Here is a 26,700-nt window from a genome sequence, read left to right as displayed (position 1 = left end):
ACTTGAATTCCCCGCTGTGCGCACCGGCCCTTCCCGACCGGCAGGAATTGACGAAGGCGGGGTCCCGACCGCACAGAACTCAACCTGCGGCCCCCTCACGTCCAAAGCCGTTCGCGCACGAAACCGTGAAGTGTTCGTGAGCTTCACGACATTTCTATCAGGGCGGTTCCGCAATGCGTGAACCCGGTGACACGGCAGACCGGCAAGCGCGACCTTTCCGACGCCGACTCGCTTCTGAGGGCGGATGCATGATGTCGGCATGGACATCGCGGCAGCGACGTGCTGAACCGCTCGCATGACCCGAAGCCCCACCACCGCCGATTGGCTCTCCATCCTGCTGCTCGGGCTGATCTGGGGCGGCACGTTCGCGGTGGTCCGGCTGGCGCTCGACGGCTACGGGCCGGTGACGGTGGCCTGCGCCCGCACCACGCTTGGTGCCGCGGCGATGCTCGGGCTGATGCGGGCGATGGGACGGCGGGTGCCGCGGCTGACCCCACGGCTCGCGGGATATCTCGTGGCGATCGGCGCGCTGTCGACGGCGCTGCCTTTCCTGCTGCTGTCATGGGGCCAGCAATACGTGCCCTCGGCCTTCGCGGGGATCTCGATGGCGGCGCTGCCGCTCTTCGTGCTGCCGCTGGCCGCGGTATTTTCGGACGAGCCGTTCCACTGGCGTGCGGCGACCGGCGTGGGGGTGGGGTTCGCGGGCGCGCTGGTGCTGATCGGACCGGGCGTGCTGGCGCCGGGAGCCGGGCTGTCGGCCTGGGGGCAGCTGGCCTGCCTCGCCGCCGCGCTGTCCTATGCGGTGGCCTCGATCCTGACCCGGCGCTGCCCGCCGGTGGACGGCGTGGTGCTGACGGCGCTCAGCCTGACGGTGGGCGCGATGATTCTCGTGCCGGTCATGCTCGCCACCGAGGGGGTGCCGGGCTGGACCGGGGCGGTGCCGGGCGTGGCGCTTTTGTTTCTCGGGCTGCTGCCGACCGCGCTGGCGGCGCTGATCCGGGTCACGGTAATCCGCTCGGCCGGGTCGGTCTTCATGACGTTGGTGAACTACCAGGTGCCGGTCTGGTCGATGGCGATCGGCGCGCTGGCGCTGAACGAGGCGCTGCCATGGCGGTTCTTCGTGGCGCTGGCGCTGATCCTGTTGGGCCTCGGCATCGGCCAGGGCCGGAACCTGCGCGCGCTGTTCGCGCGCGCGGCCCCGGCGAAATGAGATCAGGCGATCGATTTCACCTCGGCGACGATGCCCTCGACCACCTGGCTCAGCAGCCCGTCATCCTCGCATTCCGCCATGACGCGGATCAGCGGCTCGGTCCCTGATTTGCGGATCAGCAACCGGCCCTTGCCGTCGAGCTGGCCCTCGGCCTGGCTGATCGCGGCCTTGACCGCGGCGGTGTCGAGCGGGTCCTGACCGGGCGCATACCGCACGTTCTTCAAAAGCTGCGGCACCCGGTCGAACTGGCGCAGCAGCGTGCTGGCAGGCTTGCCCGTCTCGATCATCGCGGCGAGAAATTGCAACCCCGCGAGCAGGCCGTCACCGGTGGTGGCGTAGTCGGTCATGACGATATGGCCCGATTGTTCGCCGCCGAGATTCCAGCCGCCGCGCCGCATCGCCTCGACCACGTAGCGATCCCCGACCTTGGTGCGTTCGAGCGTCAGGCCGCGCGCGGTCATGAACCGCTCCAGCCCGAGATTCGACATCACCGTCGCCACCAGCGTACCGCCCTGCAGACGGCCGGATTCGGCCCAGCGGCCCGCCATCAGCGCCATCAGCTGGTCGCCATCGGCGATCTGGCCGGTCTCGTCGATGATGATCACCCGGTCGGCATCGCCATCGAGACAGATCCCGAGATCGGCCCCCTCTTCGAGCACCCGTGCCGCGGCGTGGCGCGGCGCGGTCGAGCCGCAGTTCTTGTTGATGTTGGTGCCATCGGGCTCGACCCCCACCGGGATCACCGTGGCACCCAGCTCCCACAGCACCTCGGGCGCCACCTTGTAGGCGGCCCCGTGGGCGCAATCGATCACGACCTTGAGCCCGTCGAGGCGACGACCTTGCGGAAAGGTCGACTTCACCCGCTCCGCATAGCGGAAGCGACCATCATCGACGCGCTTGGCGCGGCCGATGTTCACGGCCTTGGCGGGCTCGACCTCTCCGGCCACCATCGCCTCGATCTCGGCCTCGGCCTCGTCCGAAAGCTTGAAGCCGTCGGGTCCGAAGAACTTGATCCCGTTGTCGTGGTGCGGGTTGTGGCTGGCCGAAATCATGATGCCCACATCGGCGCGCATCGAATGCGTCAAAAGCCCCACGGCGGGCGTCGGCACCGGGCCGAGCAGCAGCGCGTTCATGCCGGTCGAGGTCAGACCGGCGGTCAGCGCATTCTCGAACATGTAGCCCGACAGCCGCGTGTCCTTGCCGATCACCACGCGGTGGCCATTCGAGCCGTCATTGCGGAAATACCGTCCCGCGGCGGAACCGATCTTGAGCGCGATCTCCGCCGTCATCGGCCATGTGTTCGCAGTGCCGCGCACCCCGTCGGTGCCAAAAAGCTTGCTCGTCATGCGTCCGTTCCCATCACTGCCCGGTGCAGGCGCAACGCCTGTCTGGTTTCCTTCACATCATGCACGCGTAACACATGCGCGCCCTGTTGCGCCGCCAACAGCGCCACCGCGACCGATCCCGGCATCCGGTCCTTCGGCGCCTCCGCCCCGGAAACCGTGCCGATGAACCGCTTGCGCGATACACCCATGAGCAGCGGCAATCCAAAGGCGTGATACACCGGCAGGGCGCGCAGCAGGGTCAAATTGTGTTGCAGGTCCTTACCGAAGCCGATGCCCGGATCGACCAGCAACCGGTCGCGCGAAATGCCCGCCGCACAGGCGGCCTCGATCCGCGCGGCAAGCGCGTCATGAACCTCTGCCACCACGTCGTCGTAGCGCGGCGCGCGCTGCATCTCCTGCGGCATGCCCTGCGCGTGCATCAGGCAAAGCGGCACATCCGCCCCGGCCACCACGCCCGCCATGTCGGGATCATGGCCCAGCGCCGAAACGTCGTTGATCATGTTCGCGCCCTCGGCCAGCGCCGTCCGCGCCGTGGCGGCATTGCGGGTGTCGACCGAGATCGGCGTGGTGATACCGGCGGCGCGCAGTTCGGCCACGACCGGCACGACGCGGGCGATTTCCTCGGCCACTGGCACCGTTTCGGCGCCGGGCCGGGTCGATTCGCCGCCGATATCGAGGATTTCCGCCCCTTCGGCCACCAGCCCGCGCGCCCGCGTCACCGCCGCCGCGCGCGTGGCGTGATCGCCGCCATCCGAAAAGCTGTCGGGCGTGACGTTGAGAATGCCCATCAGCCGCGGCTGGTCGAGGGCAAGACCGCAGAGCTGCGGGCGCGGCGCGCAGAGCCGTTCGCGCAACGTCGGGTCGAGCGTCTCGGCCGCCACATCGCGGCCATCGGCGTCTATCGCCCGCTCGAAGCGCAGCCCCGCCATGCCGGCCAGCGGCAGGCCCCGTTCGGGCCCGATCGGCCAGAGGGGGACGGGCATCGGGCGGCTCATGCCTCCGGCCCCGCATCGAGGCGGCGCAGCGGGCGATCCGTCACCGGGGCCTGCGCGCCGACGAGGAGGATTTCGGTCGCATCGAGAGTTTCGGCCAGCCAGACCGCGAGGTCGGCGCCGCGCGTGCTTTCGGGTCCGGCGACGGCAGACACCGCCATGCGCGCGGGCGCCCAGATGCTGGTCGCGCCCTTGCGCTGGGCCCAGTCGATCTCGGTCCGGTTGTCGCGCACCTCGATCTCCGGCAGCGCCGCCGACAGCCGCCACGCCGCCTGGTCCAGCGCCAGCAGCGCGATCCGGTCGCGGGCGGCGGTGTCCGGCAGGTCCGTCTCGGTCGGCGCCGCCTCGACGCAGAGGATCAACGGGCCGGGCTGCGCGCACAGCGCCTCGCGCCAGTCCAGGGGCCGTGCCGCGGCGGCGGCCGAGATCAGCGCCACGACCGGACGCGGCGCCGCCGAAGGCGCCACGCTGCTCGGGCCGGCGCGGACGATCTCCACGCCCAGCGCGCCGGGGCCACGGTCGAGCTTGCGGATGCGCACGAAGACCCGCTCGGCCTGCGGCTCGGCGAGAATGCGGTCGGCGATGCGTTCGGCGAGCGTTTCGAGCAGGTCGAGCCGCTCATGCGCGAGCGCGTCGGCCACCGCCTCGGTCAGCCGGTCATAGGACAGGATGCGGTCCACGTCGTCACCCGCGGGCGGCGCGGGACGCAACTCGGCCACGATATCGAAAGCCAGCCGCTGCGTGGCGCCGCGCTCGGCCCGGAACGCGCCGATCTCGACCTCGACGACGTGATCGTCGAGCAGGATCCGGTCTCGGGGGGTGTCGGCGGTCGCCGCCGCGCGGGCCTGCGGATGCGCAAAGGCGTGACGGGTTTCATCGGTCATCGGGCCACTCCGGGCTTGCGGGCATGGGGCATCTAACCGTCCCCTGCCCGCCCGGCAAGCACTTGGCGCGATGCGCCGGGGCTCAGTTCGCCGCGGTGCGGGTGGCTTCGCGGTAGAACAGGTGCGCGCCGATCGCGGCGGTGCGCGGGATGCGCCCGGCCCAGGACGGGTTCACGGCGGTGGTGTGGTAATGGGTCGCCCCGGCGGTCAGCTCGCGCGGGCCGTCCTCGATCATGACCTCGGCGATCCGGCCCAGCTTGCTCCAGGAGCGACGGTCATGAACCTTGTCCGACAACCCGTCGCAGGTATAGGAGAACTGACAGGCATATTTGCGGCCGGTGCCCTGATTGACCACGCCGCAGATGCTGTCGGGATAGTCGGGGCTGTCGACACGGTTGAGGATCACCTCGGCCACCGCGAACTGGCCCTTGAGGGATTCGCCGCGCGCCTCGAAGTAAAGCGCCTCGGTCAGGCACTCCCACTGCGCGTCGCCCTTGGTGGCGGGTGTCGCGGCCAGCAGCGTGTCGTAATCCTGACCGGTGGTCGACGCGACCTTCAGGCCCCGCTCCTCGGCGGCGGGCAGCGGCTCGAGCTCGCCGGCCGCCACGGCGGGAACAATCTCGCCACCATCGCGTTGGTCGCCCAGAAGAAGCGAAAGACGGGTTTCGGCTGCCGGAGCAACGGCGGCGATCAGATCCGCTTTCTGCGCCGCGACGAGGCCACCCTCGCTCGCGCCGGCTCCCTCCGTGGATGCGGCCATGGCAAGACAAGCAGACGCACCGAACATCGGAAGGCGCAAAAAGGTCAATCGCTTCATTGCAGTATCCCCGGCTCCTCGCGGCAAGCCCCGCGCTGGCAGGGGGGACCTATGGGATCGTCCCGGAACTGTCTACCTATACGTCACGCTAGGGCATGGAACCGGCGATTCCCTGCCACACAGGCAAGCAGAAACCCGCCTTTGGCTCAGAAATTTCTGCCGATCGTGGCTTTTTCGTCGCTTGCCACCCGTTCGAGAAGCGCTAGCTGCGCCGCGCTCAACCGCGCCACAGGCACCCGGAAGGGCGAGCAGGACACGTAATCGAACCCCTGCTTGCGACAGAACTCGATGGCGCTGCGCGAGCCGCCATGCTCGCCGCAGATCGACAGCGTGACATCGGGCCGCCCGGCCCGGCCCCGCTCGGCGCCGATCCGCAGCAATTCCCCCACCCCTTCGAGATCGAGGCTGTGGAACGGGTCCTCCTCGTAGACGCCGTTCTTGACGTAGATCGACATGAACCGCCCCGCATCGTCGCGCGACAGCCCGTAGGTCATCTGCGTCAGGTCGTTGGTGCCGAAGGACAAAAACGCCGAATGCTGGGCGATGTCATAGGCGCGCAGCGCCGCGCGCGGCGTCTCCACCATCACCCCGAGCCGGTAGTCGAACTCCACTCCCGAATGGGTCCGCACCTGCGCGGCCACCGCGTCGATCCGGGCCTTGACCAGCTCCACCTCGCGCATCGCCGAGACCAGCGGGATCATCACCTCGGGCACCACCGCCTCGCCGTCGCGGCTGGCCTGCACGGTGGCCTCGAAGATGGCACGGGCCTGCATCTCGTAGATCTCGGGCACGGTGATGCCGAGCCGCACGCCGCGCATGCCGAGCATCGGGTTGTATTCGGTCAGCGCCGAGACACGGGCCTCCACATCCGACAGCGACACGGCGAGCCCGTCGGCGAGATCGCGCATGCCCGCGCGGTCCGAGGGCAGGAATTCGTGCAGCGGCGGGTCGAACAGGCGGATGCAGACTGGCTGGCCCTGCATGATCTCGAACAGCCGCGCGAAATCGGCGCGCTGCATCGGCAACAGCCGTTCGAGCACCGCCCGGCGCGCGCCCTCGTCCTTGGCAAAGATCATCTCGCGCATCATGCCGATGCGCCCCTCTTCGAAGAACATGTGCTCGGTCCGGCACAACCCGATGCCCTGTGCGGCGAAATTGCGCGCGGTCTGCGCGTCGGCGGGGGTGTCGGCATTGGCGCGCACGCCGATGTCGCGGAAATCATCGGCCCAGTCCAGAAGCCGCCGGAACGCTCCGTCGAGCACCGCTTCGAACATCGCGGGTTCGCCCGCCAACACCTCGCCCGAGGTGCCGTCGAGCGTGATGACATCGCCCTCGGACAGGCGGCGCCCGCCCGGCGCGACCATCTGGCGCCGCTTGGGGTCGAAGGTCAGGTCCGACGCCCCCACGACGCAGGGCAGGCCGAGGCCGCGACCGATGACGGCGGCATGGCTGGTGATGCCGCCGCGGATCGTCAGCACGCCCTCGGCCGCATGCATGCCGCGGATGTCCTCGGGCGTGGTTTCGCGCCGCACGAGGATGCACGGCTCGCCGCGCGCGGCCGAGGCCTGCGCGGCATTGGCCGAAAACACGATCCGCCCCGTGGCCGCACCCGGCGAAGCGGCGATACCCGACACGATCAGGTCGCGCGGGGCCGAAGGATCGACATGCCGGTGCAACAGCTCCGACAACGCCTGCGGCTCGACCCTGAGCACCGCCTCTTCGCGCGGAATCATCCCATCCTCGGCCAGCGCCACCGCGATCCGCACGCTGGCGCGCGAGGATCGCTGCACCCGCACCGCGTCGAGCACGTGCAGGCGGCCCTCCTGCAGCGTGAATTCGATCTGCATTTCCTCGCGCAGGCGTTCGCGGCACAGCTCGCCCATGCGCAACAGCCGGGCAAAGGCCTCGGGGCAGATTTCCTCGAAGGAGGCGCCGCGATCGTCGCGGGTGAGATAGATCGCCCCCGCCCCTGCCTTGAGCGCGTCGCGCCCCTGGCTCTGGCTGAGATAGCGCCCCGTGACCTGCGGCAGGCCGGTCAGGCTGTCGACGAACTGGATCACGCCCGAGCCGCATTCCCCCTGCCCCACACCAAGCGCCATCTGCTGCACCACGAGGCCGAGCCCGGCATCGGCAGGCGCCCCCTTGGCCTGCCGCAACAGCCGGGCGGTGGTGCCCTCCCACGCGCGGGCCATGGAGCGCAGCACCTCGCATAGCTGCACCGCCGGGTCCTGCGGGAACGGCTCCTCGGCCTCGACCTCATAGGCGGCAAGCGCGGCGCGCAGGGTTTCGGGACTCGGATGGTCGGGGATGTCGAAGCTGTCGGGATCGAGCCGGGCGACATGCACGGCCCAGGATTGGATGAAGCGCAGGTACAGCGAGGTCGCGGCTTCTTCGCCCACCTCGTCGCACATCCGGGCATGGCGCAGGTCGGTCATGCCGATATTGAGAATCGCGCCCGGCCCGCCCCAATCGGGATCCTGGCTCGACGGGCGCACCGACAAAAGCGGCGCCTCGTCGAAATGGCGCATGATCTCGTCCATGTCGGGCGCCCGCCCCTGCGCGACGGCATGCACGCAGGAAAAGGACAGCGCCACCGTGGTCGGCAGGGGCAGGCCCATGCGCACCAGCCTTTGCAGGCATTTCGCCCGCCCGCCATGGCGCGAGGCCGACATGTCGGCCTCCGGGGTGATCAGCAGGATCTTCGGGTTGGGCGGTATATGCTGCACTGCGGCGCTCCTCTTGGCCGCAAGATAGGCCGTGCGAGGCGATCCGCCAAGCACGGCCTTTCCGGCAGGCCTCAGCCTTCGATCTTCGTCAGGTCCGCCACCGCGCCGCAGGTGGTGCGGATGCGCGACAGCAGGTTGAGCCGGTTGCGGCGCAAAAGCTGGTTGTCGGCATTGACCTGCACCGCCTCGAAGAAGGCGTCGATCGGCGCGCGCAAGCTCGCCATCGCCCCCATCGCGGCGCCGAAATCCTCGGACGCCATGGCGGCGTCGATTTTCGGCTGCGCGCCGTCGAGCGCGAAGAACAGCGCCTTTTCCTCGGCGCTTTCGGCGAATTTCGCGTCGGCGCCGTAGGAGTACTCGACCCCGTCCTTGGTCTCGGCCTGCGTCAGGATGTTGTTGGCGCGCTTGAAGCCCTGCGTCAGGTTCTCGCCATCCTCGGTCTTGAGGAAGGCGGCCAGCGCCTCGGCGCGGGCAACCAGAAGCGTCAGGTCGTCATTGCCGGGCATGGCGATGCAGGCGTCGATGACGTCATGCGGGATGCCCTCGGCGCGCAGATGCACTTTGAGACGGTCGTGGAAGAACGACAGCAGGTCGTCGGCGCTGGCGCGGTCATCGGCGGCGGCGATCAGATCCCGCAGCTTCAGCCGCAGCCCGTTCGACAGCACCAGACGGATCACGCCCAGCGCCGCGCGGCGCAGCGCGAAGGGATCCTTGGAGCCGGTCGGCTTTTCATCGATCGCCCAGAAGCCCGCCAGCGTGTCGAGTTTGTCGGCCAGCGCCACGGCGACCGAGACCGGGGCGGCGGGCACGGCGTCCGAGGGGCCGAGCGGCTGGTAATGCTCCTGCGCGGCGGCGGCGATCTCGGGCTTCAACCCCTGCGCCTGGGCGTAATAGCGCCCCATCAGGCCCTGAAGCTCAGGGAATTCACCGACCATTTCCGAGCGCAGGTCGGCCTTGGCCACCTTCGCGGCCTGCTCGGCGTCGTCGGCATCGGCCGAAACCTGCGGCGCGATCTCGCGCGCCAGCGCCGCGATGCGGGCGATGCGGTCGGACTGGCTGCCGAGCCTGTTGTGGAAGGTCACGTTGGAGAGCCCCGCGGCCATGCCTTCGAGCCCGTGCTCGCGCACCTCGCGCAGATCGTTCTCCCAGAAGAACTTGGCATCGGCGAGACGGGCCGACAGCACCTTGCCGTTGCCCGCGAGAATGGTCGCGCCGTGATCGCGCGTCTCGATATTGGCGACGGTCACGAAGCGGGTGATCTTGCCCGATTTCGGATCGCGCACCGAAAAGAACTTCTGGTGCTCCTTCATCGAAGTCTGCAGCACTTCGGGCGGCAGGTCGAGAAAGTCCGCGCCGATTTCGCCCATCAGCACCACGGGCCATTCGACGAGACCCGCGACCTCGTCGAGAAGCCCGCGATCCTCGACCAGTTCCAGCCCCTGGGCAAAGGCCTGCGACGAGGCCTCGGACCAGATCGTCTCCGCCCGCTCATCGGCGCGCAACAGCACGCAGCCGCGCTTCAGCTTGGCCTCGTAATCCTCGAAGGAGGTGACGGAAAACGCGTCGGGCCCCATGAAGCGGTGGCCGCGCGTGGAATCGCCCGCCGCGATGCCGTCGACCTCCATCGGCACCACCCGCGCGCCCTGCTCGTCCGACAGGATGCACAGGATCGAGTGCAGCGGCCGCACCCAGCGCAGATCGCCCGCGCCCCAGCGCATCGACTTGGGCCACGGGAAGTTGCGGATCGCCGCCGTCAGCACCTCGGCCACGATCGTTTCGGCGGGACGCCCTTCATGGGTGATCCGCGCGAAATAGGCCTGGCCCTTCTTCTCGTCGCGGATCTCGAGTTGATCCTTCGTCAGGCCGGTGGAGCGCAGGAAGCCTTCGAGCGCCTTTTCCGGCGCATCGGTGCGCGGGCCCTTGCGCTCCTCGACGGTGTCGCGGCTGGCCTCGGAGAGCCCCTCGACCGAAAGCGCAAGACGGCGCGGCGTGTGGAACGCCCCGGCGGAGGCATAGGTCAGGCCCGCCTCGACGAGGCCGTCGGTCACCATGCGCTTGAGGTCCTGGGCGGCGCGCGCCTGCATGCGCGCGGGGATTTCCTCGGAAAACAGTTCGATCAGCAGGTCGGGCATCAATTGGTCCCTTCGGGTGGGGTCGGGCAGCCGGCGGGCGCCGGGTCGCCGTCGAAGACGACTTCGCCGCAGACGTTGATCTGGTTCCAGGCGAGCGCGCGCCCGTCGGGCATCACGGCGAGGACGCGGTCGATGCCATAAGGTTCGTTGAGCTTCCACACATAGGCGGTGGCCTGCCCGCTCTCGAGCGCTTCGCCCACCTCGCGCGCGTCGAAGCAGTCGAACCAGCCCGGCGCCACCAGCGGCTCGGCCCGCTCATGCGCGACGGCGTGTTCGAAGGGTGCGCTGTCCTCGACATCCATGCAGGCGCGGAAACGGATCGGCGAGCTGTCGCTGTCGATCGCGCGCAGGTTCGACACGGCGACCGGCACCGGGCTGGCGCGGTCGTCGAGCACCACGACCTCGCCCACCTGCGCGGGCGTCAGCTCGTCGTAATAGGCATAGACCTGCAGGTACCACATCAGCACGCCCGACAGGAGCGCGAAGGCCAGCAGCACCGAGATGACGATGCGGGTGATCATGCGGCCGCGCCGCCCGCTTCGGTGGTCACGAAGGCATCGGCGCAGGCCTTGGCCAGCGCGCGAACGCGGCCGATATAGGCCTGCCGTTCGGTGACCGAGATCACGCCGCGCGCGTCGAGCAGGTTGAACAAATGCGACGCCTTGATCGCCTGATCATAGGCCGGGTGCGCCATGACGATGCGCTTGCCCGTGCGCGGGTCTTCGGCGGGGGCCGACAGGATCTTCGCGCATTCGGCCTCGGCATCCTCGAAATGCCGCAGCAGCATCTCGGTGGTGGCGGTGTCGAAGTTGTGGCGCGAATATTCCTCCTCGGTCTGGCGGAACACGTCGCCGTATTTGAGCGCGATCGGCGCGTCGGGGTCGTTGAACGGCATCTCCATGACGTGATCGACGCCGAGCACATACATCGCGAGCCGCTCCAGACCATAGGTCAGCTCGCCCGAAACGGGGCGACAGTCATGCCCGCCGACCTGCTGGAAGTAGGTGAACTGCGACACCTCCATGCCGTCGCACCAGACCTCCCAGCCAAGCCCCCACGCACCCAGCGTCGGGCTTTCCCAGTCATCTTCGACAAAGCGGATGTCGTGCAGGGTCGGGTCGATGCCGATCGCGCGCAGCGAGCCGAGATAGAGCTCCTGCAGGTCCGGCGGGCTCGGCTTGATGATCACCTGGTACTGGTAATAGTGCTGCAGCCTGTTCGGGTTTTCGCCATAGCGCCCGTCGGTCGGGCGGCGCGAGGGCTGCACATAGGCCGCGGCCCAGTGGTTCGAGCCGAGCGCGCGCAGCGTCGTGGCCGGGTGGAAGGTGCCCGCCCCCACTTCCATGTCGTAAGGCTGCAGCACGGCGCAGCCCTTGGAAGCCCAGTAGGACTGGAGCCGCAGGATGATCTCCTGAAAGGAGCGGGGAGCGTCGGTCATCTTGGGGGCCTCTCGCGGGGTCACGGATCGCGGGCCTGCTTACGGCGCGCCGCCCAGAGGGTCAATCATGGCGCGCGGGCGCAACAGGCCCGGCCCACGCGGCGCTTTGCCATGGCCCCCGGGCCGGGGAGTGCTATTGTCAGCGGCCAGATCCAGCACAACGGGACGCGCTATTCACATGAAACGACTGCTTGCAGCCCTGCTCGCCACCGGCTTTTTCTCGAGCCCCGGCTGGGCGCAGGACGGCGGCGTGTGGCTGCAGGTCGAGGCGCTGCCGACGCTGAGCCGCGCCGAAGCGCGCGCGCGGGCCTATGCGGGCCGGTTCGACGCGGTGTCGGGCTATGCGCTCGGCACCGGCTGGTACGGCATCGCGCTGGGCCCCTATGACACGACCGAGGCGCGGCGGCTTCTGGGCGAGCTGAAATCGGCGGGCGCGATCCCGGGCGACGCCTTCCTGGCCGATGGCGCGCAATTCCGCGCGCGCTTCTGGCCCGTGGGCGCGCGCGGCGATGCGCCCGCCGCCCGCACCCCCGAAACGGCCCCCGAACCGGTCTCCGACACCCCCGCCCCGCAGCAGTCTGCCCCCGCCGAAACCGGCACCACCGCCCCGCGCGAGACGCTGGCCGAGGCCCGCGCCTCGGAGGCCGCGCTCGACCGGCCCGCGCGCGAGCGGCTGCAGGTGGCGCTGCGCTGGGCCGGGGTCTATGCGGCGGGCATCGACGGCGCTTTTGGTGCGGGCACCCGCGCGGCCATGGCCGAGTGGCAGCGGCAGAACGGCTATACCGACACCGGCGTGCTGACCACGACCCAGCGCGCGGCGCTTCTCGCGGCCTATGACGCGGTGCTCGACGGGCTCGGGCTCGACCCCGTCACGGACGCGCAGGCGGGGATCGAGATCGCGCTGCCCACCGCGCTGGTCGCGCGCGGCCCGGTCAAACCGCCCTTCGTGCATTACGACGCGACCGGCGAGACGCAGGCGCGGGTGCTGCTGATTTCCCAGCCGGGCGATGCGCGCCGGCTCGCCGGTCTCTACGAGATCCTGCAGACGCTGGAGATCGTGCCGCCGGAGGGGCCGCGCGGGCTCGACCGGACAAGCTTCGTCATCGAGGGCGCGAATGACGACCGTGTCACCCATGTCGAGGCGCAGCTGTCGGATGGTGCGATCAAGGGATTCGCGCTGGTCTGGCCCGCGGGCGACGAGACCCGCCGCGCGCGGCTGCTTTCCGAGATGCAATCGAGCTTCAAGGTGCTGCCCGGCGTCCTGAGCCGCGCCGACGCGCCCGCCGACGAGGAGCAGGCGATCGATCTCGTCTCGGGGCTGCAGATCCGCACGCCGCTGCGCGAGCGGGCGGGCGTCTTCGTCGATGACGGCGGCACCGTCGCCACCACCGCCCAAGCGGTGGCAGACTGCGGCGACGTGGCGATCGACGGGCTGCGCGGCGCGCAGGTGGTCATGCAGGACGCGGCCTCGGGGCTGGCGCTCTTGCGCCCGGCGGCGCCGATCGCGCCACGCGGGGTCGCCACCTTCCAGACCGGCGTGCCGCGGATCGGCGACAAGGTGGCGGTCGCGGGCTTTCCCTATGGCGGCGCGCTGTCGATGGCGGCGGCGACCTTCGGGCGGCTGGCCGACATTCGCGGCCCCGGCGGCGAAGAGGATCTCAAGCGGCTCGACCTGACCGCCCAGCCCGGCGATGCGGGCGGGCCGGTGCTCGACATGGGTGGCGCGGTGCTGGGACTTCTGCTCGATGGCGACCGGCAGCCGGGCCGGGTGCTGCCCGAGGGCGTGGCGCTGGCGCTCGACAGCGACACGGTTCTGGAGGCGCTCGGCGCCGCCGGGATCGAGGCCCGGCGCACCGAGGCGCGCATCGACGGCACCGTTCAGGCGGTGGCCCGCCGCGCGGGGGAGATGACCGCCCTCGTGAGCTGCTGGGAGTAGGCTCAGACGATATCGGGGGTGAGCCGGATCAGCGTCGGCCCCTGTGCCTCCAGCGCCCGCTCCAGCGCCGGGGCGATCGCGTCGAGGCTTTCTGGCGCCTCGGTCAGCGCGCCCCATGCGCGGGCCAGAGCGCAGAAATCCGGGTTGCGCTGGTGCACCGCATGCGGCGCGATCTGGGCCGCGCGCATGCTGGCCTCGATTTCGCCCAGGCGGCCATTGTCCCAGACCACGACCGGCAGCGGCAGGCCCAGCTCGACCGCCGTGCCCAGTTCGGGGATCGTGTATTGCAGCCCGTAATCCCCCGCCAGCGCCACGACCGGCGCGTCCGGTCGCCCCACCGCCGCGCCGATCGCGGCGGGCAGCGCATAGCCCAGCGTGCCGAAACCCGACGGGTGATGCCACAGCCCCGGACCGGGCGCGGGCCAGGCCTCGACCGCGGCATAGGCGATCTGGGTCATGTCAGAAAACACCATCGCGTTCGGCGGCAGCGCCGCGCGCAGCGCGTCGATCACCGGCAGAAGCCCCGGCCGTTCGGCATCGATCTCAGCAAACCAGCGGCGGCGCGCGGCGTCGATCCGGTCGGGTTGCCACTCCGCATGCGCGGCCCCCGGCCCCAGCGCCGCCGCGATCATCGCCATGCCCGCCCCCGCATCGCCCGCCAGCCGCAATTCGGAGCGCGCATCGGCAGCAAGGATCGCGGGGTCGAGATCGAGCCGGATCACCCGCGCCGCCGGGTCGAAGCCCGGATTCGGACGCCACAGATCGGTCTCCGACAGCGCGCAGCCCGCCACCAGCACCACGTCGGCGCGGGCGATCTCGCGGGCGCTGCCGGGCCGCGCTAGAAAGCTGCCGTAATGCAGCGGATCGCCCGGCGCGATGACGCCGCGCCCGGCGGTGCTGGTGAAGCTCGCGGCACCGAGACGCGCGGCCAGAGCGCGGGCCTGCGGCGCGGCCCCAGCCGCCCCGCCGCCGAGAATCAGGAGCGGACGGCGCGCCTCGGCGAGCAACCGCGCGGCACGGGTCACGAGGTTGGGGTCGGGCGCCTCGGGGCCGCGCGGCCGAACCGCGGGCGGCGGCGGCGCGGCGCCCGCCTCAAGAAGCGGGATCGGCAGTTGCAGGTGCACGGGCCGCGCGCGCCGGGCGGCGAAGCCCGCGAAGGCCCGGTCAAGCAGCGCATAGGCGTGATCGGCGTCGCGCGCTTCCTCGGACCAGGCCGTCACGGTGGCGGCGGCGCCGCGCTGGTCGCGCATCTCGTGCAGCCGGTGATCGGGCGGGCCGCCATTCGGCAGGCATGACGACAGCGCCAGCACCGCGACACTGTCGGACCAGCTCTGGCCCAGCGGCGTCATCAGGTTGCACAGCCCCGGCCCCGAGATCACGCAGGCAACGCCCGGTTTGCCGGTGGCGCGGGCATAGCCGTCGGCCATGAAGCCCGCGCCCTGTTCGTGCCGCGCCAGCACGTGACGCAGCCCGGCCGCATCGATGCCGCGATAGATTTCCTGATTGTGGACACCCGGAATGCCGAACACCACCTCGACGCCGCGATCCGCGAGCGCCGCCGCGATCCGAACGCCAAAGGGGCGCGCCTCGGTCCCTGCCCCGCTCATGACCGCCAGAACTCGCGGGTGACGACGACAAGCACGACGAGAAGTTCGAGCCGCCCGATGAACATGGCCATGATGAGTATCCATTTCGACGCCTCGGGCAGAGGCTGGAAGTTGCCGGCGGGGCCGATGATCGGGCCGAGGCCGGGACCGACATTGGCGATCGACGTGGCCGCGCCGGAGACGGAGGTGATGAAGTCGAGCCCGGTCAGCGACAGCAGCACCGAGGTGATGCCGATCGAGACGATGAACACGACGAAGAACGACATCACCGAGGACAGCACGTCCGACGGCACCGGCCGCCCGTCATAGCGCGGGGTGAAGATGCCGTGCGGCTGGTGGATCTTGCGGATCTGCGCGCCGATCGAGGCGAACAGGATCTGGTAGCGGAAGATCTTGACCGAGCAGGCGGTCGAACCGGCGCAGCCGCCGATCAGCCCGATGAAGAAGAACATCGCCACCGGGAACGGGCCCCAGCCCATGTAATCGGCGCTGGCATAGCCGGTGCCCGACATGATCGACACCACGTTGAACAGGGATTCGCGAAACGCCCGCTCGGTGAAGCCATGCGTGTAGGTGGCCAGCGACAGCGAGATCAGCAGCACGCAGACCATGATCGTCAGGAAGAAGTCGCGCACCTGGGTATCGCGCAGCAAGGGCCGCGCCTGCCCCGCAGCAAGCTGGACGTAACGCACGAAGGGCAGCGCCGCGAGAAACATGAACACCGCGCCGACGTAATGCACCCCCGCCCCGTAGCCGGCGAAGGAGGCATCGGAATTGGCGAAGCCGCCGGTGGCGATGGTGGTCATGGCGTGGACCACGGCGTCGAAGGGCTCCATGCCGGTGGTGATGTAGGCCAGCGCGCAGGCCAGCGTCAGCCCGACATAGATCACCGCGATGCCGCTCGCGATCTCGGCGGCGCGGGGCAGGATCTTGCCCATCGTCTCGAAGGCCTCGGAGCGGAACACCTGCATGCCGCCGACCTTCAGCTCGGGCAGGAACACCATGGCCACGACGATGATGCCGATGCCGCCGAGCCATTGCAGGATACCGCGCCACAGCAGAAGCCCGCGCGGCAGCTCCTCGATCCCCGACAGCACCGTGGCGCCGGTGGTGGTGATCCCAGACATCGCCTCGAATACCGCGTCGGTGAGACCGCTGCCGGAAGCGCCCAGCATGAAGGGCAACGCGCCGAAGAACGGCAGCGCGATCCAGACCGACGAGGTCAGCAGAAAGGTCTGGCGCAGCGTCAGCTTCGGCTTCACGCCGTTCTGGCACGACAGCGCCATCAGGATGCCGGTGAGCAGCGTCAGCACCGCGCTTTCGAGAAACACCGGCCAATGGCCGTTCTGCGCGGCAATGTCGGCCAGCATCGGGCCGAGCATGGTGAGCCCGAGCACCGACAGGAGCAGGCCATTGACGTATCCGACGGGGCGCAGGTCGATCATGAGGGAGCGTTGGCCCACCCTCTTGGCCCTGTCAACAAGCCGTGAGACGGCGCACGGGCCGGCGTGGCCCGCGCGCCGCGCCGCGCCCCTGCGCCACCGTCAGCCCGCGTGCAGCAGGCTGGCGAAAAGCTTGGGGTCGAGGCTCTCGGCGGCGAAGGTCGGCCCTTCGGTGAGCAGGCTCACCGCGTCGTGGCTGTGCAGGCTCTCCTGGTGGCTGGCCATGACCCGGAAATCGCCCACGCGCGGATCGGCCATGAGCTGCTCGGCGAACAGCCGGGCCGCGTCCTCGACGAAGATCGGGTTGGCGGCGTTGAGCTCGGCAAAGGCCTGCTCGTCCTCGCGCTTGACCATCACCTGCGTCTCGGTCGGCACGGCACGGCGCGCCATTTCGACGAGATCCTCGAACCACAGCACCGGGCCCGGCTCGGCCACCACCGAGAGCCGCGCCACCGAACGCTGCGAATGCGGCGTGGCGAGCTGGCCGCGGAACTGGCGGGCATGCTCGGACAGCTCCAGCGAGCACGGGCAGGTCGAGGAATAGACGTAGTCGAGATGCACGATCCGCTTGGCCACGCCCTTCTGCTCGATCAGCTCCAGCGTCAGGTCGTAATACTGGTAGCCCGACAGGCCCGAGCGCAGCGACGGGCGCAGCATCGGGAAACGCACCCGCATCTGGATGCGCGCGTCGAAGCTCTTGAGATCGGCGATGTAGTCGGCCAGCGCCGCCTCGATCACCTCGAAGGAGAAGGTCTTGTCGGCATGGCGGTAGAAGGACCGCATGATGCGCGACATGTTGATGCCCTTCTTCTCGGCCTCGAGGCTGACCGTGCCGGTCACGCTGGCCTCAAGCGCGATGTCCTCGCCATCGCGGGTGTGAAACCGGATCGGCAGACGGAAATTCGAGATACCGACATGCTGGATCGCCCGCGCGGCGCCGCGAATCAGGCTCGACGGCCCGTTCTGCAGGTCGGGCAGCATGTCGCGATAGGCCTCGTCGACGACGAAATCCTCCGGGTAAGCGCGCGCCAGCGCCGGGTAGTTCGGCAGCTCGCGGCCCGGCACCAGCCGCCCGACCAGCGGATCGAGCGTGGCGACCTCTTCGGGCGTGGCCGCAGCCGCCCAGTCGCGCAGCAGCTTGAGGGCGGCGGCGGCATCGTCGCGACCGGGGCCGCCTGCCTTGGCGGTGGCGGGCGGCGCCGCACGGTGCAGCTCACGGGTGGCTTGGGTCACGATACGGGCTCCTCCGGATATTCAACTACTTTAGTATAGAATCCGTTACCAGACATTCACGCTTGACGCGACGTCCACCTGGCCATTTTTCTGCCATGTTTTCCGTAAGATCACAGGTTGGCGATGGCGCGCGACAGATCTTCGACCAGATCCTCGGCATCTTCGAGCCCGACCGAAAGCCGGATCAGCCCCGGCGTGATGCCGAGCGCGGCCTTCTGCGCCTCGGGCAGGCGCTGATGCGTGGTCGAGGCGGGATGCGTGGCGATCGACTTGGCGTCGCCGAGATTATTGGAAATGATCACGATGTCGAGCGCGTTCAAGATGGCGAAGGCCGCCTCGCGCGAGCCTGCGTCGAACACCACCACGGTGCCGCCGGCGCCCATCTGGCGCATCGCGAGGTCGTGCTGCGGATGCGCGGGCAGCCCCGGATAGAGCACCTTCGCGAGCTTGCCTTCCTGCGACAGGGCCTCGGCGATGCGCTGCGCGCTCTGGGTCTGCGCCTTCACTCGCAGCTCGATCGTCTCCAGCCCCTTGAGCATCATCCAGGCGCTGAACGGCGACAGCGATCCGCCGGTGTGCTTCATGTAGGGTTCGACCACGCCGCGGATGTGTTCCTCGGTGCCGAGGATGACCCCGCCCAGCGCCCGGCCCTGCCCGTCGATATGCTTGGTCGCGGAATAGACCACCACGTCCGCCCCTTGGGCGATCGCGTCGGAATAGACCGGGGTGGCAAAGACGTTGTCGCAGACCACCTTGGCGCCGACGGCATGGGCCAGCTCGGCCACGGCGGCGATGTCGACCACCTCGAGCGCCGGGTTCGAGACGCTTTCGAAGAACACCGCCGCCGTGTCGGGACGGATCGCCGCCTTCCACTCGTCGATGTTCTTGCCGTCGACGAAGCTCACCTCGACGCCGTAGCGCGGCAGGATCTCCTCGAGGATATAGAGGCAGGAGCCGAACAGCGCCCGGCTGGAGACGACGTGATCGCCCGCCTTGAGCATCGAGGTCAGCGCGCCGTTGACGGCGGCCATGCCGCTCGCGCAGGCAAAGGCGGCCTCGGCGCCTTCGAGGCTGGCGAGCCGGTCCTCGAACATCGCCACGGTCGGGTTGCCGTAGCGGGCATAGATGAACTCGTCGCCCTCGATCTTGACGAAGCGCTGCTCGGCGGCCTTGGCGCTGTCATAAACGAAGCCCTGCGTCATGAAGATCGCCTCGCTCACCTCGCCATACTGGCTGCGGCGGGTGCCGGCGTGAACGGCGCGGGTGCGCTTGCGGTAGTCGGTCATGTCAGGGCCTCCGGGCCTTCGGGTGTTCCGGTGCGGCGCGGGGCGCGCGGCACGGCGCATGGCCCTGCCCCGATCCGGGCGCCGTCGTCTGACGTCGCGATAGCCCCCGGCCCCGGCCCGGTCAAGCACGCGGCCCCGCCCTGCCACCGCCCCTTGCATCCCCGGCAGGCCATGCCAGTCTCGGCCCGCCGCAACAGGAGACCTGCCCCATGCCCGCCCCCATCGAGTTGTATTACTGGCCCACGCCGAACGGCTGGAAGGTCTCCATCGCGCTCGAGGAAATGGGCCTGCCGCATGTCGTCCGCCTCGTCGACATCGGCGTCGGCGCGCAGCGCAGTCCCGAATTCCTCGCGCTGTCGCCCAATGGCAGGATGCCCGCGATCACCGATCCCGAGGGCCCCGACGGCGCATCGATCTCGATCTTCGAAAGCGGCGCGATCCTGCAATACCTCGCGCGCAAGACCGGCCGCTTCTGCGGCGAAACGGAGCGCGCGCGCATCGCCGTGGACCAGTGGCTGATGTGGCAGATGGGCGGGCTCGGTCCGATGGCCGGACAGGCGCATCATTTCCTGCGCTACGCGCCCGATCTCGATCCGCCGCAGGACATCCCCTACGCCAAGGACCGCTACAGAACCGAGGTGGCCCGGCTCTACGGCGTGCTCGACCGGCAGCTTGCCCAAAGCGAATACGTCGCCGGTCCCGATTTCACGATCGCCGACATGGCGATCTTTCCCTGGGCACGGCTGTGGCAACGCCAGGACCAGGGCATCGAAAGCTTCCCGCACATGAAACGCTGGCTCGACGGGCTGGAGGCGCGGCCCGCCACCGCGCGGGGCGTGGCGCTGCATCTCGACAAGCGGCAGGGCACGGCGGATCGCGACCAGCAAAAGCACATGTTCGGCCCCCGCTGAACGCGACACCGCCGGGGCCTTTCGGCGCCCGGCGGCAACTTTGTTCCCCAAATACGCAACCCCCGCCGCAGCGGCTATTTCTCCGGTTCGATCATGTAGCGCTGCAGCGCCGCGATCTGCAGCCACAGGAACACGAACAGCACCGCCGGGAAGGCGAAGGTCTCGATCTTGACCCAAAGCTCCTCGCTCTGGGTGCGCCAGACGATTTCGTTGGCGATGGCGAGCGCGGTGAATACCGCGATGAGCCGCCGGGTGAGCAGCATCCAGCCTTCGTGCTGCATCGGCAGCGCCTCGCCCATCACCCATTCGAGCCAGCTGCGGCGCAGCACCAGCCCGGTGGCGAGGATCGCGGCAAAGAGGCCGTAGACGATGGTGGTCTTCATCATGAAGAACCGCTCGTCGTTGAACCACGCGGTCAGCCCGCCGAAGAAGATCACCATGAAGGCGGTGAAGACCTGCATCCGGCTCAAGCGCCCGGTCAGCGCCCAGAGCGCGCCCATCGCGGCGAGCAGGATCGGGATGAAGATCAGCGTGGCGAGGATGAAGCCCGAATACTCGGTGCCCGCGATCACGAAGCTGTCCTCCTTGAGCCGCAGATAGACGAGGAAGAAGGCCAATGTCGGGCCCAGCTCCAGCGCCTGCTTGAGCCAGGGGCTGATGTTGCGTTGCGCCATGCTCGGTCGGTCTCCTTGTCAGCTGCGCGGCAGACATATGCGCTGCGGCCCGTTTCGGCCAGAGCCGGCGGGCCGCACCCGCCCAAGGCGGTGCCGGAACCGCGCCGCGGCTGCCCCGTTGTCAGAAAAACGCCAGAAGGGACAACGCCAGAAGGGACCAGGGGCAATGATCGAGGCGCTTCTCACCGACCTCACCACCGGCTTTCGCGCGACGTCGCCCTTCGTGGCGGCGGTGCGGCTGTTCTCGGCGATTCTCCTTACCGGTCTCATCGGGATCGAGCGCGAATGGCGCGGCAAGCCCGCAGGCCTGCGCACCCATATCCTCGTGGGGCTGGCGGCGGCGCTGTTCGTGATGCTGGGCCAGGAAGTCACGCAGCTCGATTTCGGCGGCACGGATGACCGGCGCATCGACCCGCTGCGCCTGATCGAGGCGGTGACCTCGGGCGTGGCCTTTCTTGCCGCGGGGATCATCTTCACCGCCAAGGGCGAGGTGCGCAACATTACAACCGGGGCATCGCTGTGGCTTGCCGGGGCCGTGGGGCTGGGCTGCGGCGCGGGGCAGATCCCGCTCGCCGCGATGGCGAGCGTGATGGTGGTCGTGGTGCTGATGCTGCTGCGCGAGGTCGAGCGGGTCCTCGGCTGGCATGACTGAGGATCAGGCCAGGTCGCCCTCCGCGCCGGTGAGCGCGCGGGCGAACTCCTCGGGGTCGAAGGGGGCAAGATCGTCGATCTGCTCGCCCACGCCGATCGCGTGGATCGGCAGGCCGAAGCGGTCGGCAAGCGCGACCAGCACGCCGCCGCGCGCGGTGCCGTCGAGCTTGGTCATCACGAGACCGGACACGTCGGCGATGTTGCGGAAGATCTCGACCTGGCTCAGCGCGTTCTGACCGGTGGTGGCGTCGAGCACCAGAAGCGTGTTGTGCGGCGCCTCCGGGTCCCTCTTGCGGATCACGCGGACGATCTTCGACAGCTCCTCCATCAGGTCGGCGCGGTTCTGCAGCCGCCCCGCCGTGTCGATCAGCAGAAGATCGGCGCCATCGGCCTGCGCCTTTGCCATCGCGTCATAGGCGAGGCTGGCGGGATCGGTGCCCTGCGGCGCGGTCATCACCGGCACGCCGGCGCGGTCGCCCCAGATCTGCAGCTGTTCGACGGCGGCGGCGCGAAAGGTGTCGCCCGCGGCGATCACCACCGATTTCCCGGCATCGCGGAACTGGGAGGCGAGCTTGCCGATGGTGGTGGTCTTGCCCGAGCCGTTGACGCCGACCACGAGCACCACCTGCGGTGTCTTGGCGTAGATCGGCATGGGGCGGGCGACCGGCTCCATGATACGGGAGATCTCGCCCGCCAGCAGGTCCTTGATCTCCGGGACCGACAGCTTCCGGCCCATCCGCCCTTCGGCGATGTTGGCGGTGACGCGCAGCGCCGTCTCGACGCCCATGTCCGACTGGATCAGCAATTCCTCGAGCCGCTCTAGCATCGCATCGTCAAGCTCGCGGCGCGGCGCGGCGGCGGTGCTCTTGCCGAACAGGCGGCCCAGCAGGCCGGGCTTTTCCGGCGTCGGCGCGGGCGCAGCGGTGGCTTCGGGCGCGGCTTCGGGCTCTGGCGCGCGCGGGGTGGAGACCGGCGGCGCGGGCGGCGTCACCGGGGCGGCGGGCATGCCGGGGGTGACCGGCGGGGCGACGGGCGGCTCGGCATCGGGCGTGGCCGGGCGCGGCCCGGCGGGGGCGCTGGGCTCGGGCTGCGCTTCGGGCTCGGGCTCGGGCTGCGGCGTGGGCGCATGGTCCGGCCCGGGCGCCGGGCTGGCCTCGGCACCATCGGGGTCGGCTTCCTGCGGCGCGTCGGTGGTCTGCGCGCCCTCTTCGACGATTTCCTCGAGCCCGCGATCGAGCTTGGAGGAAGAGGTAAAGAGCCGGTCTTTGAGTTTTCCGAAAAAGGACATGCGCCGCCCGGTCCTGCTGTCTTTGCTGTTACCTCTCTCACCTAACCCTTGCAGGGGGGCTTGGAAAGGGAGCGCCCCCGCGCGGCCCCCGGGATCTCCATCGCCGTGGCCATCCTCGCCGCCACCCCGCCCCCGGGCGCCGCATGGCGGATTGGCGCGCAGCCGCCACGAAAGGGCTGGCCGCGGCGGCGGCGGAGTGAGAGCCTTGGGCGCATGATGCCGCTTCGACCGATCGCCCTTTCGGCCCTGCTCGCGCTTTGCGCCCTTGCCGCTGCGGCGCAGGCGCCGGATACCGCCTCTGTGCCGCTCAGCGCGGAGGAGTTCGCCGCACGGGTGCAGGGCCGCACCCTGACCTACCAGAGCGGCGGCGCCCCTTACGGCAAGGAACGCTACGGCCCCGACCGCCAGGTGACGTGGTCCTTTCTCGACGGGCGCTGCCTCGACGGCGAATGGTATCCCAATGCGGGCGCGATCTGCTTTGCCTATGAAGATGGCACCGGGCCGGAATGCTGGCATTTCTACGAGGAGGGCGGACGGCTCAGCGCCGCCTTCGTCAACGACCCCGAGGTGCCGCAGCTCTATGAGACCCAAGACAGCGACACGCCGCTCTTTTGCCAACCCGAGGCCGGGGTCTAGAGCAGCGTGCCCTGTTCGGGCGGGGAGGCTGCGGGCTTGGCCGCGCGCTTGGGCTTGGCCCCCGCGCCGGTCTGCATCCGGCCATCGCGGAACTCGATCTCCAGCGTCGTGGCCGCCTGCGCCGCAGCGAGGGTGGTGACGACCTGCCCATCGCCGCGCACCACGGCGTAACCGCGCGCGAGGGTCGACTTGTAGCTTAGCGTGTCGAGCAGCCGCGCCAGCGCCGTAAGACGGTCGCGCTGCTGGGCGAGCGGCGCCTGCACCAGATCGGGGCGCAGCCGCGCGGCGATCTGGTGCAGGCCGCGCCGCTCCTGCGTGATGGTCCGGCCAAGCGCCTCGGGGCTCAACCGCAGCCCCTGAAGCCTGATCCGCTTTTGCGCCAGCCCGGCGCGATGCGCGCCCGGCAACCGCCCCGCGACCGCGCCGAGCCGGTCGCGGCCCCGCTCGACCGCGCGGGTGGCGAGACCGGGCCGCAGCGGATGATCCGACAGCTCGATCCGTTTTCTGGCGATGGCGGCGCGCAGCGCGCCCGGCAGCCGGGTGTCGAGCGCGTCGAGCCGCTGCGCCGGTCCCATCAGCAGCGCCTCGGGCCGCGGCAGCGCGCGCGACAGGTCGCGCAGACGTTCGGCCCGGCGGTCGATCCCGCCATGCAGCGTCTGTTCGAGCCGCGCCCCGAGCTGCGCGAGATCGGCCTGCAATTCGGCCCGCACCGGCACCGCGATCTCGGCGGCCGCCGTCGGCGTCGGCGCGCGGCGATCGCTGGCGTGGTCGATCAGCGTCGTGTCGGTCTCGTGGCCCACCGCCGAAATCAGCGGGATCGCGCTTTCGGCGGCGGCGCGCACGACGATTTCCTCGTTGAAGCCCCACAGATCCTCGATCGAGCCGCCGCCGCGCGCGACGATCAAGAGGTCGGGGCGCGGCAGCGCGCCGCCCGGTGTCATGGCGTTGAAACCGCGGATCGCGGCGGCCACCTCGGCGGCGGAGGATTTGCCCTGCACCGCCACGGGCCAGACCAGCACCTTGCGCGGAAAGCGGTCGCGCAACCGGTGCAGGATGTCGCGGATCACCGCGCCGGTGGGCGATGTGACGACGCCGATGATCTCGGGCAGGTAGGGGATCGGTCGCTTGCGCCCCTCGTCGAAGAGCCCCTCGGCGGCGAGCGCCTGCCGGCGTTTCTCCAGCATCGCCATCAGCGCGCCCGCCCCCGCCGGCACCACCTCCTCGACATTGAGCTGGTAGCGCGACTGCGGGCCGAATGTCGTCATGCGCCCGGTGGCGATGACCTCCATGCCCTCCTCGGGGCGATGCGTCAGCTTGGCGACCTGCCCCTTCCAGCTGACCGAGGCCAGCACCGAGCGGTCGTCCTTGAGATCGAAATACATGTGGCCGGTGCGTGCGATCGTGACGCGGCCCACCTCGCCGCGCACCCGGACATGGCCGAATTCGCCTTCGATGGTCTTCTTTACCGCCCCCGAAATCTCGGAGACGGTGAACTCATGCGCGTTGCCCCCCGTGTCGGGGGCATTGTCCTCGAACAGATCCATGCGACCTGTCTGCACCAGCCCGGCGCAGGGGGCAACGGGGCTAGAACCCCGTCGCGCCGCGTTTCTCCCCATAGAGCCGGTCCGCATAGGCCCGCTGCGACAAGGCGGACAGAAAGGCCGCGATTCCCTCGGGCGAGCTCATGTCGGGCCGGGCGTCGACGCGGGCCTGCGTTGACAGGAAATCCGCGGCACCGAACAGCGCAAGCGAGGTCGCATCGCTCCAGGCGGCGTCGAGCGGGCCTTCATAGAAACCGCCCCGCATCAACTCCACCTGCACCACGCGCCGCTCGGCAGGAGGCAGGTGCATGAAGATGTCCGAAAGCGAGGCGTGATCCGCCCGAACGCCGGAGACAGAAACGACCATGGCGGCGACCAGGGAGATCACAAGATTTCGACCAAACATCAACCATTCACCTGAATTGTTCGTGCGCTGCATGCCACCGAGCAGACGCCAAGGCCAAGCATTTTTTCGACAATCGGCTCGAACCGGCCGGTCGGCCATGTCATTGCCCCTGCGGCACCACGCGCATAGAAGCGGCCCTGACGACAAGCGGCGCAGGAGACGCGATCATGAACATTCTCATCCTCGGGTCCGGCGGACGCGAACATGCGATCGCCTGGGCGGTGCTGCAAAACCCCAAATGCGACCGGCTGATCGTCGCCCCCGGCAATGCCGGGATCGCGCAGATCGCCGAATGCGCCGCGATCGACATCCTCGACGGCGACGCGGTGGCGGGCTTTGCCTCCGACAACTCGGTCGATCTCGTCATCATCGGTCCCGAGGCGCCGCTGGCCGCCGGGGTGGCGGATGCCTGCCGCGCCGCCGGGCTCAAGGTGTTCGGCCCCTCGGCGGCGGCGGCCCGGCTCGAAAGCTCCAAGAGCTTCACCAAGGCGATCTGCGACGCGGCGCATGCGCCGACGGCCGCCTATGCGCATTTCACCGATCTCGAGGCGGCGCGCGGCTACCTCGCCAAGCAGAAGATGCCGATCGTCATCAAGGCCGACGGGCTGGCCGCCGGCAAGGGCGTCGTGGTCGCGACCGAACGCGACGCGGCGGCCTCGGCGCTCGATCACATGTTCGGCGGCGAATTCGGCGCGGCAGGCTCAGAGGTGGTGATCGAGGAATTCATGGAGGGCGAAGAGGCCAGCTTCTTCGTGCTGGTCGATGGCGAAACGGTGCTGCCGATCGGCACGGCGCAGGATCACAAGCGCGTGGGCGATGGTGACACCGGCCCCAACACCGGCGGCATGGGCGCCTATTCCCCCGCCCCGATCCTCGATGCGGCAGTGGCGCAGAAGGCGCTCGACGAGATCATCCGCCCGACCATGCACGAAATGGCGCGGCGCGGCACGCCCTATCAAGGCGTGCTGTATGCCGGGCTGATGATCGAGGACGGGCAGCCGCGGCTCGTCGAATACAATGTCCGCTTCGGCGATCCCGAATGCCAGGTGCTGATGATGCGGCTCGGGGGCCAGGCGCTCGACCTGATCCAGGCCTGCGCCGAGGGGCGGCTCGACGCGGTCGAGGCGCAATGGGCCGAGGATCACGCGCTCACCGTGGTGCTGGCGGCCAAGGGCTATCCCGGCAGCTATGACAAGGGCTCCGAGATCCGAGGTCTCGACGCGCAGGAAGAAAGCGCCTCGGCCATGGTGTTCCATGCGGGCACGGCCGCGCGGGAGGGCCGGATCACCGCCAATGGCGGCCGCGTGCTCAACGTCACGGCGCGAGGCGAGACGCTGGCGCAGGCGCGCGACGCGGCCTACCGGATGGTCGATGCGATCGACTGGCCAGAGGGATTCTGCCGCCGCGACATCGGCTGGCGGGCCTTGCCGCAGGACGCCTGAGCGGAGCGCACCGGGCCGCCGCCCGGCATTCGCGTATTTGAGGAATGGTGAAAGGGGAGCGGGACGCTCCGGCTTCACCATTCCGAAAATACGCCGGCGCCC

General features: G+C 69.6%; 22 protein-coding genes. 6 read left to right on the top strand and 16 right to left on the bottom strand.

Features of this window, described 5'->3' with window-relative positions; genetic code table 11:
• The first annotated feature begins 295 nt into the window (after nt 1-295).
• Entirely contained in the window at nt 296-1,210 is a 915-nt protein-coding gene (locus LOKHON_RS13330) for a DMT family transporter (RefSeq protein ID WP_017927172.1), read from the top strand.
• 2 nt (nt 1,211-1,212) lie between these two features.
• On the opposite strand, the gene glmM is transcribed toward LOKHON_RS13330, so the two are convergent.
• From glmM to LOKHON_RS13290, 8 genes are all read right to left on the bottom strand, one after another.
• On the bottom strand, nt 1,213-2,556 hold the full coding sequence (glmM, locus tag LOKHON_RS13325) for a phosphoglucosamine mutase (RefSeq protein WP_017927171.1): 1,344 nt from the start codon (nt 2,554-2,556) through the stop codon (nt 1,213-1,215).
• Nucleotides 2,553-3,539: a dihydropteroate synthase gene (gene folP, locus LOKHON_RS13320; protein ID WP_017927170.1), complete on the bottom strand. Its 987-nt coding sequence runs from the start codon at nt 3,537-3,539 to the stop codon at nt 2,553-2,555. Before folP ends, glmM begins: the two co-directional genes overlap by 4 nt.
• Before the next feature lie 8 nt (nt 3,540-3,547).
• Nucleotides 3,548-4,432, bottom strand: coding sequence for a dihydroneopterin aldolase (locus tag LOKHON_RS13315; protein ID WP_017927169.1), 885 nt, complete (start codon nt 4,430-4,432; stop codon nt 3,548-3,550).
• An 82-nt stretch (nt 4,433-4,514) separates the two neighbouring features.
• Nucleotides 4,515-5,192 carry a cell wall hydrolase gene (locus LOKHON_RS13310; protein ID WP_110549186.1) on the bottom strand — a complete coding sequence of 226 codons (678 nt, stop codon included), beginning with the start codon at nt 5,190-5,192 and terminating at the stop codon, nt 4,515-4,517.
• 203 nt (nt 5,193-5,395) lie between these two features.
• Nucleotides 5,396-7,975, bottom strand: coding sequence for a putative PEP-binding protein (locus LOKHON_RS13305; RefSeq protein ID WP_017927167.1), 2,580 nt, complete (start codon nt 7,973-7,975; stop codon nt 5,396-5,398).
• 71 nt (nt 7,976-8,046) lie between these two features.
• Entirely contained in the window at nt 8,047-10,107 is a 2,061-nt protein-coding gene (glyS, locus tag LOKHON_RS13300; protein ID WP_017927166.1) for a glycine--tRNA ligase subunit beta, read from the bottom strand.
• Nucleotides 10,107-10,628 (bottom strand): DUF6446 family protein, encoded by a 522-nt coding sequence (locus LOKHON_RS13295; RefSeq protein ID WP_017927165.1) that lies wholly within the window; start codon nt 10,626-10,628, stop codon nt 10,107-10,109. The genes glyS and LOKHON_RS13295 overlap by 1 nt, the downstream gene beginning before the upstream one ends.
• The gene (locus LOKHON_RS13290; RefSeq protein WP_017927164.1) at nt 10,625-11,545 is read right to left on the bottom strand and encodes a glycine--tRNA ligase subunit alpha; all 921 of its coding nucleotides are present in this window, start codon (nt 11,543-11,545) and stop codon (nt 10,625-10,627) included. Before LOKHON_RS13290 ends, LOKHON_RS13295 begins: the two co-directional genes overlap by 4 nt.
• A gap of 178 nt (nt 11,546-11,723) precedes the next feature.
• Between LOKHON_RS13290 and LOKHON_RS13285 the strand changes: the two genes are divergently transcribed.
• Nucleotides 11,724-13,481, top strand: a complete 1,758-nt coding sequence (locus LOKHON_RS13285; RefSeq protein WP_017927163.1) for a serine protease — start codon at nt 11,724-11,726, stop codon at nt 13,479-13,481.
• Between the two features lie 2 nt (nt 13,482-13,483).
• Here LOKHON_RS13285 and LOKHON_RS13280 read toward each other — a convergent pair whose 3' ends face one another.
• The 4 genes from LOKHON_RS13280 to metZ form a co-directional block, all read right to left on the bottom strand.
• Entirely contained in the window at nt 13,484-15,088 is a 1,605-nt protein-coding gene (locus LOKHON_RS13280; RefSeq protein ID WP_017927162.1) for a thiamine pyrophosphate-binding protein, read from the bottom strand.
• Nucleotides 15,085-16,533, bottom strand: coding sequence for a TrkH family potassium uptake protein (locus LOKHON_RS13275; protein WP_017927161.1), 1,449 nt, complete (start codon nt 16,531-16,533; stop codon nt 15,085-15,087). Before LOKHON_RS13275 ends, LOKHON_RS13280 begins: the two co-directional genes overlap by 4 nt.
• Before the next feature lie 99 nt (nt 16,534-16,632).
• Nucleotides 16,633-17,742: a GTP cyclohydrolase FolE2 gene (gene folE2 / locus LOKHON_RS13270; RefSeq protein WP_051059629.1), complete on the bottom strand. Its 1,110-nt coding sequence runs from the start codon at nt 17,740-17,742 to the stop codon at nt 16,633-16,635.
• A 131-nt stretch (nt 17,743-17,873) separates the two neighbouring features.
• On the bottom strand, nt 17,874-19,049 hold the full coding sequence (metZ, locus tag LOKHON_RS13265) for an O-succinylhomoserine sulfhydrylase (RefSeq protein ID WP_036082656.1): 1,176 nt from the start codon (nt 19,047-19,049) through the stop codon (nt 17,874-17,876).
• 209 nt (nt 19,050-19,258) lie between these two features.
• On the opposite strand from metZ, the gene LOKHON_RS13260 reads away from it, so the two are divergent.
• Nucleotides 19,259-19,960 carry a glutathione S-transferase family protein gene (locus LOKHON_RS13260; RefSeq protein WP_017927158.1) on the top strand — a complete coding sequence of 234 codons (702 nt, stop codon included), beginning with the start codon at nt 19,259-19,261 and terminating at the stop codon, nt 19,958-19,960.
• Nucleotides 19,961-20,034: 74 nt separating this feature from the next.
• Here the strand turns inward: LOKHON_RS13260 and LOKHON_RS13255 are convergent, their stop codons facing one another.
• Nucleotides 20,035-20,634: an inner membrane-spanning protein YciB gene (locus LOKHON_RS13255; protein ID WP_017927157.1), complete on the bottom strand. Its 600-nt coding sequence runs from the start codon at nt 20,632-20,634 to the stop codon at nt 20,035-20,037.
• Between the two features lie 166 nt (nt 20,635-20,800).
• On the opposite strand from LOKHON_RS13255, the gene LOKHON_RS13250 reads away from it, so the two are divergent.
• On the top strand, nt 20,801-21,286 hold the full coding sequence (locus LOKHON_RS13250; protein WP_017927156.1) for an MgtC/SapB family protein: 486 nt from the start codon (nt 20,801-20,803) through the stop codon (nt 21,284-21,286).
• Nucleotides 21,287-21,289: 3 nt separating this feature from the next.
• On the opposite strand, the gene ftsY is transcribed toward LOKHON_RS13250, so the two are convergent.
• Complete coding sequence (ftsY, locus tag LOKHON_RS13245; RefSeq protein ID WP_017927155.1) at nt 21,290-22,573, bottom strand: signal recognition particle-docking protein FtsY; 1,284 nt, start codon at nt 22,571-22,573, stop codon at nt 21,290-21,292.
• Nucleotides 22,574-22,786: 213 nt separating this feature from the next.
• On the opposite strand from ftsY, the gene LOKHON_RS13240 reads away from it, so the two are divergent.
• Nucleotides 22,787-23,209 carry a hypothetical protein gene (locus LOKHON_RS13240; protein ID WP_017927154.1) on the top strand — a complete coding sequence of 141 codons (423 nt, stop codon included), beginning with the start codon at nt 22,787-22,789 and terminating at the stop codon, nt 23,207-23,209.
• Here the strand turns inward: LOKHON_RS13240 and xseA are convergent.
• Nucleotides 23,206-24,753, bottom strand: coding sequence for an exodeoxyribonuclease VII large subunit (gene xseA, locus LOKHON_RS13235; RefSeq protein ID WP_017927153.1), 1,548 nt, complete (start codon nt 24,751-24,753; stop codon nt 23,206-23,208). The two genes, LOKHON_RS13240 and xseA, sit on opposite strands and share 4 nt — an antisense overlap.
• A gap of 40 nt (nt 24,754-24,793) precedes the next feature.
• Complete coding sequence (locus tag LOKHON_RS13230; RefSeq protein ID WP_162561808.1) at nt 24,794-25,189, bottom strand: hypothetical protein; 396 nt, start codon at nt 25,187-25,189, stop codon at nt 24,794-24,796.
• Nucleotides 25,190-25,323: 134 nt separating this feature from the next.
• On the opposite strand from LOKHON_RS13230, the gene purD reads away from it, so the two are divergent.
• Entirely contained in the window at nt 25,324-26,598 is a 1,275-nt protein-coding gene (gene purD / locus LOKHON_RS13225) for a phosphoribosylamine--glycine ligase (RefSeq protein ID WP_017927151.1), read from the top strand.
• The last annotated feature ends 102 nt before the right edge of the window (nt 26,599-26,700 follow it).

Origin of the sequence: Limimaricola hongkongensis DSM 17492 (assembly GCF_000600975.2) — a bacterium.
In the GTDB taxonomy this organism is placed as follows: domain Bacteria; phylum Pseudomonadota; class Alphaproteobacteria; order Rhodobacterales; family Rhodobacteraceae; genus Limimaricola; species Limimaricola hongkongensis.
The sequence above is the reverse complement of the archived record's forward strand: the minus strand, read 5'-3'. Positions and strand labels throughout refer to the sequence as shown.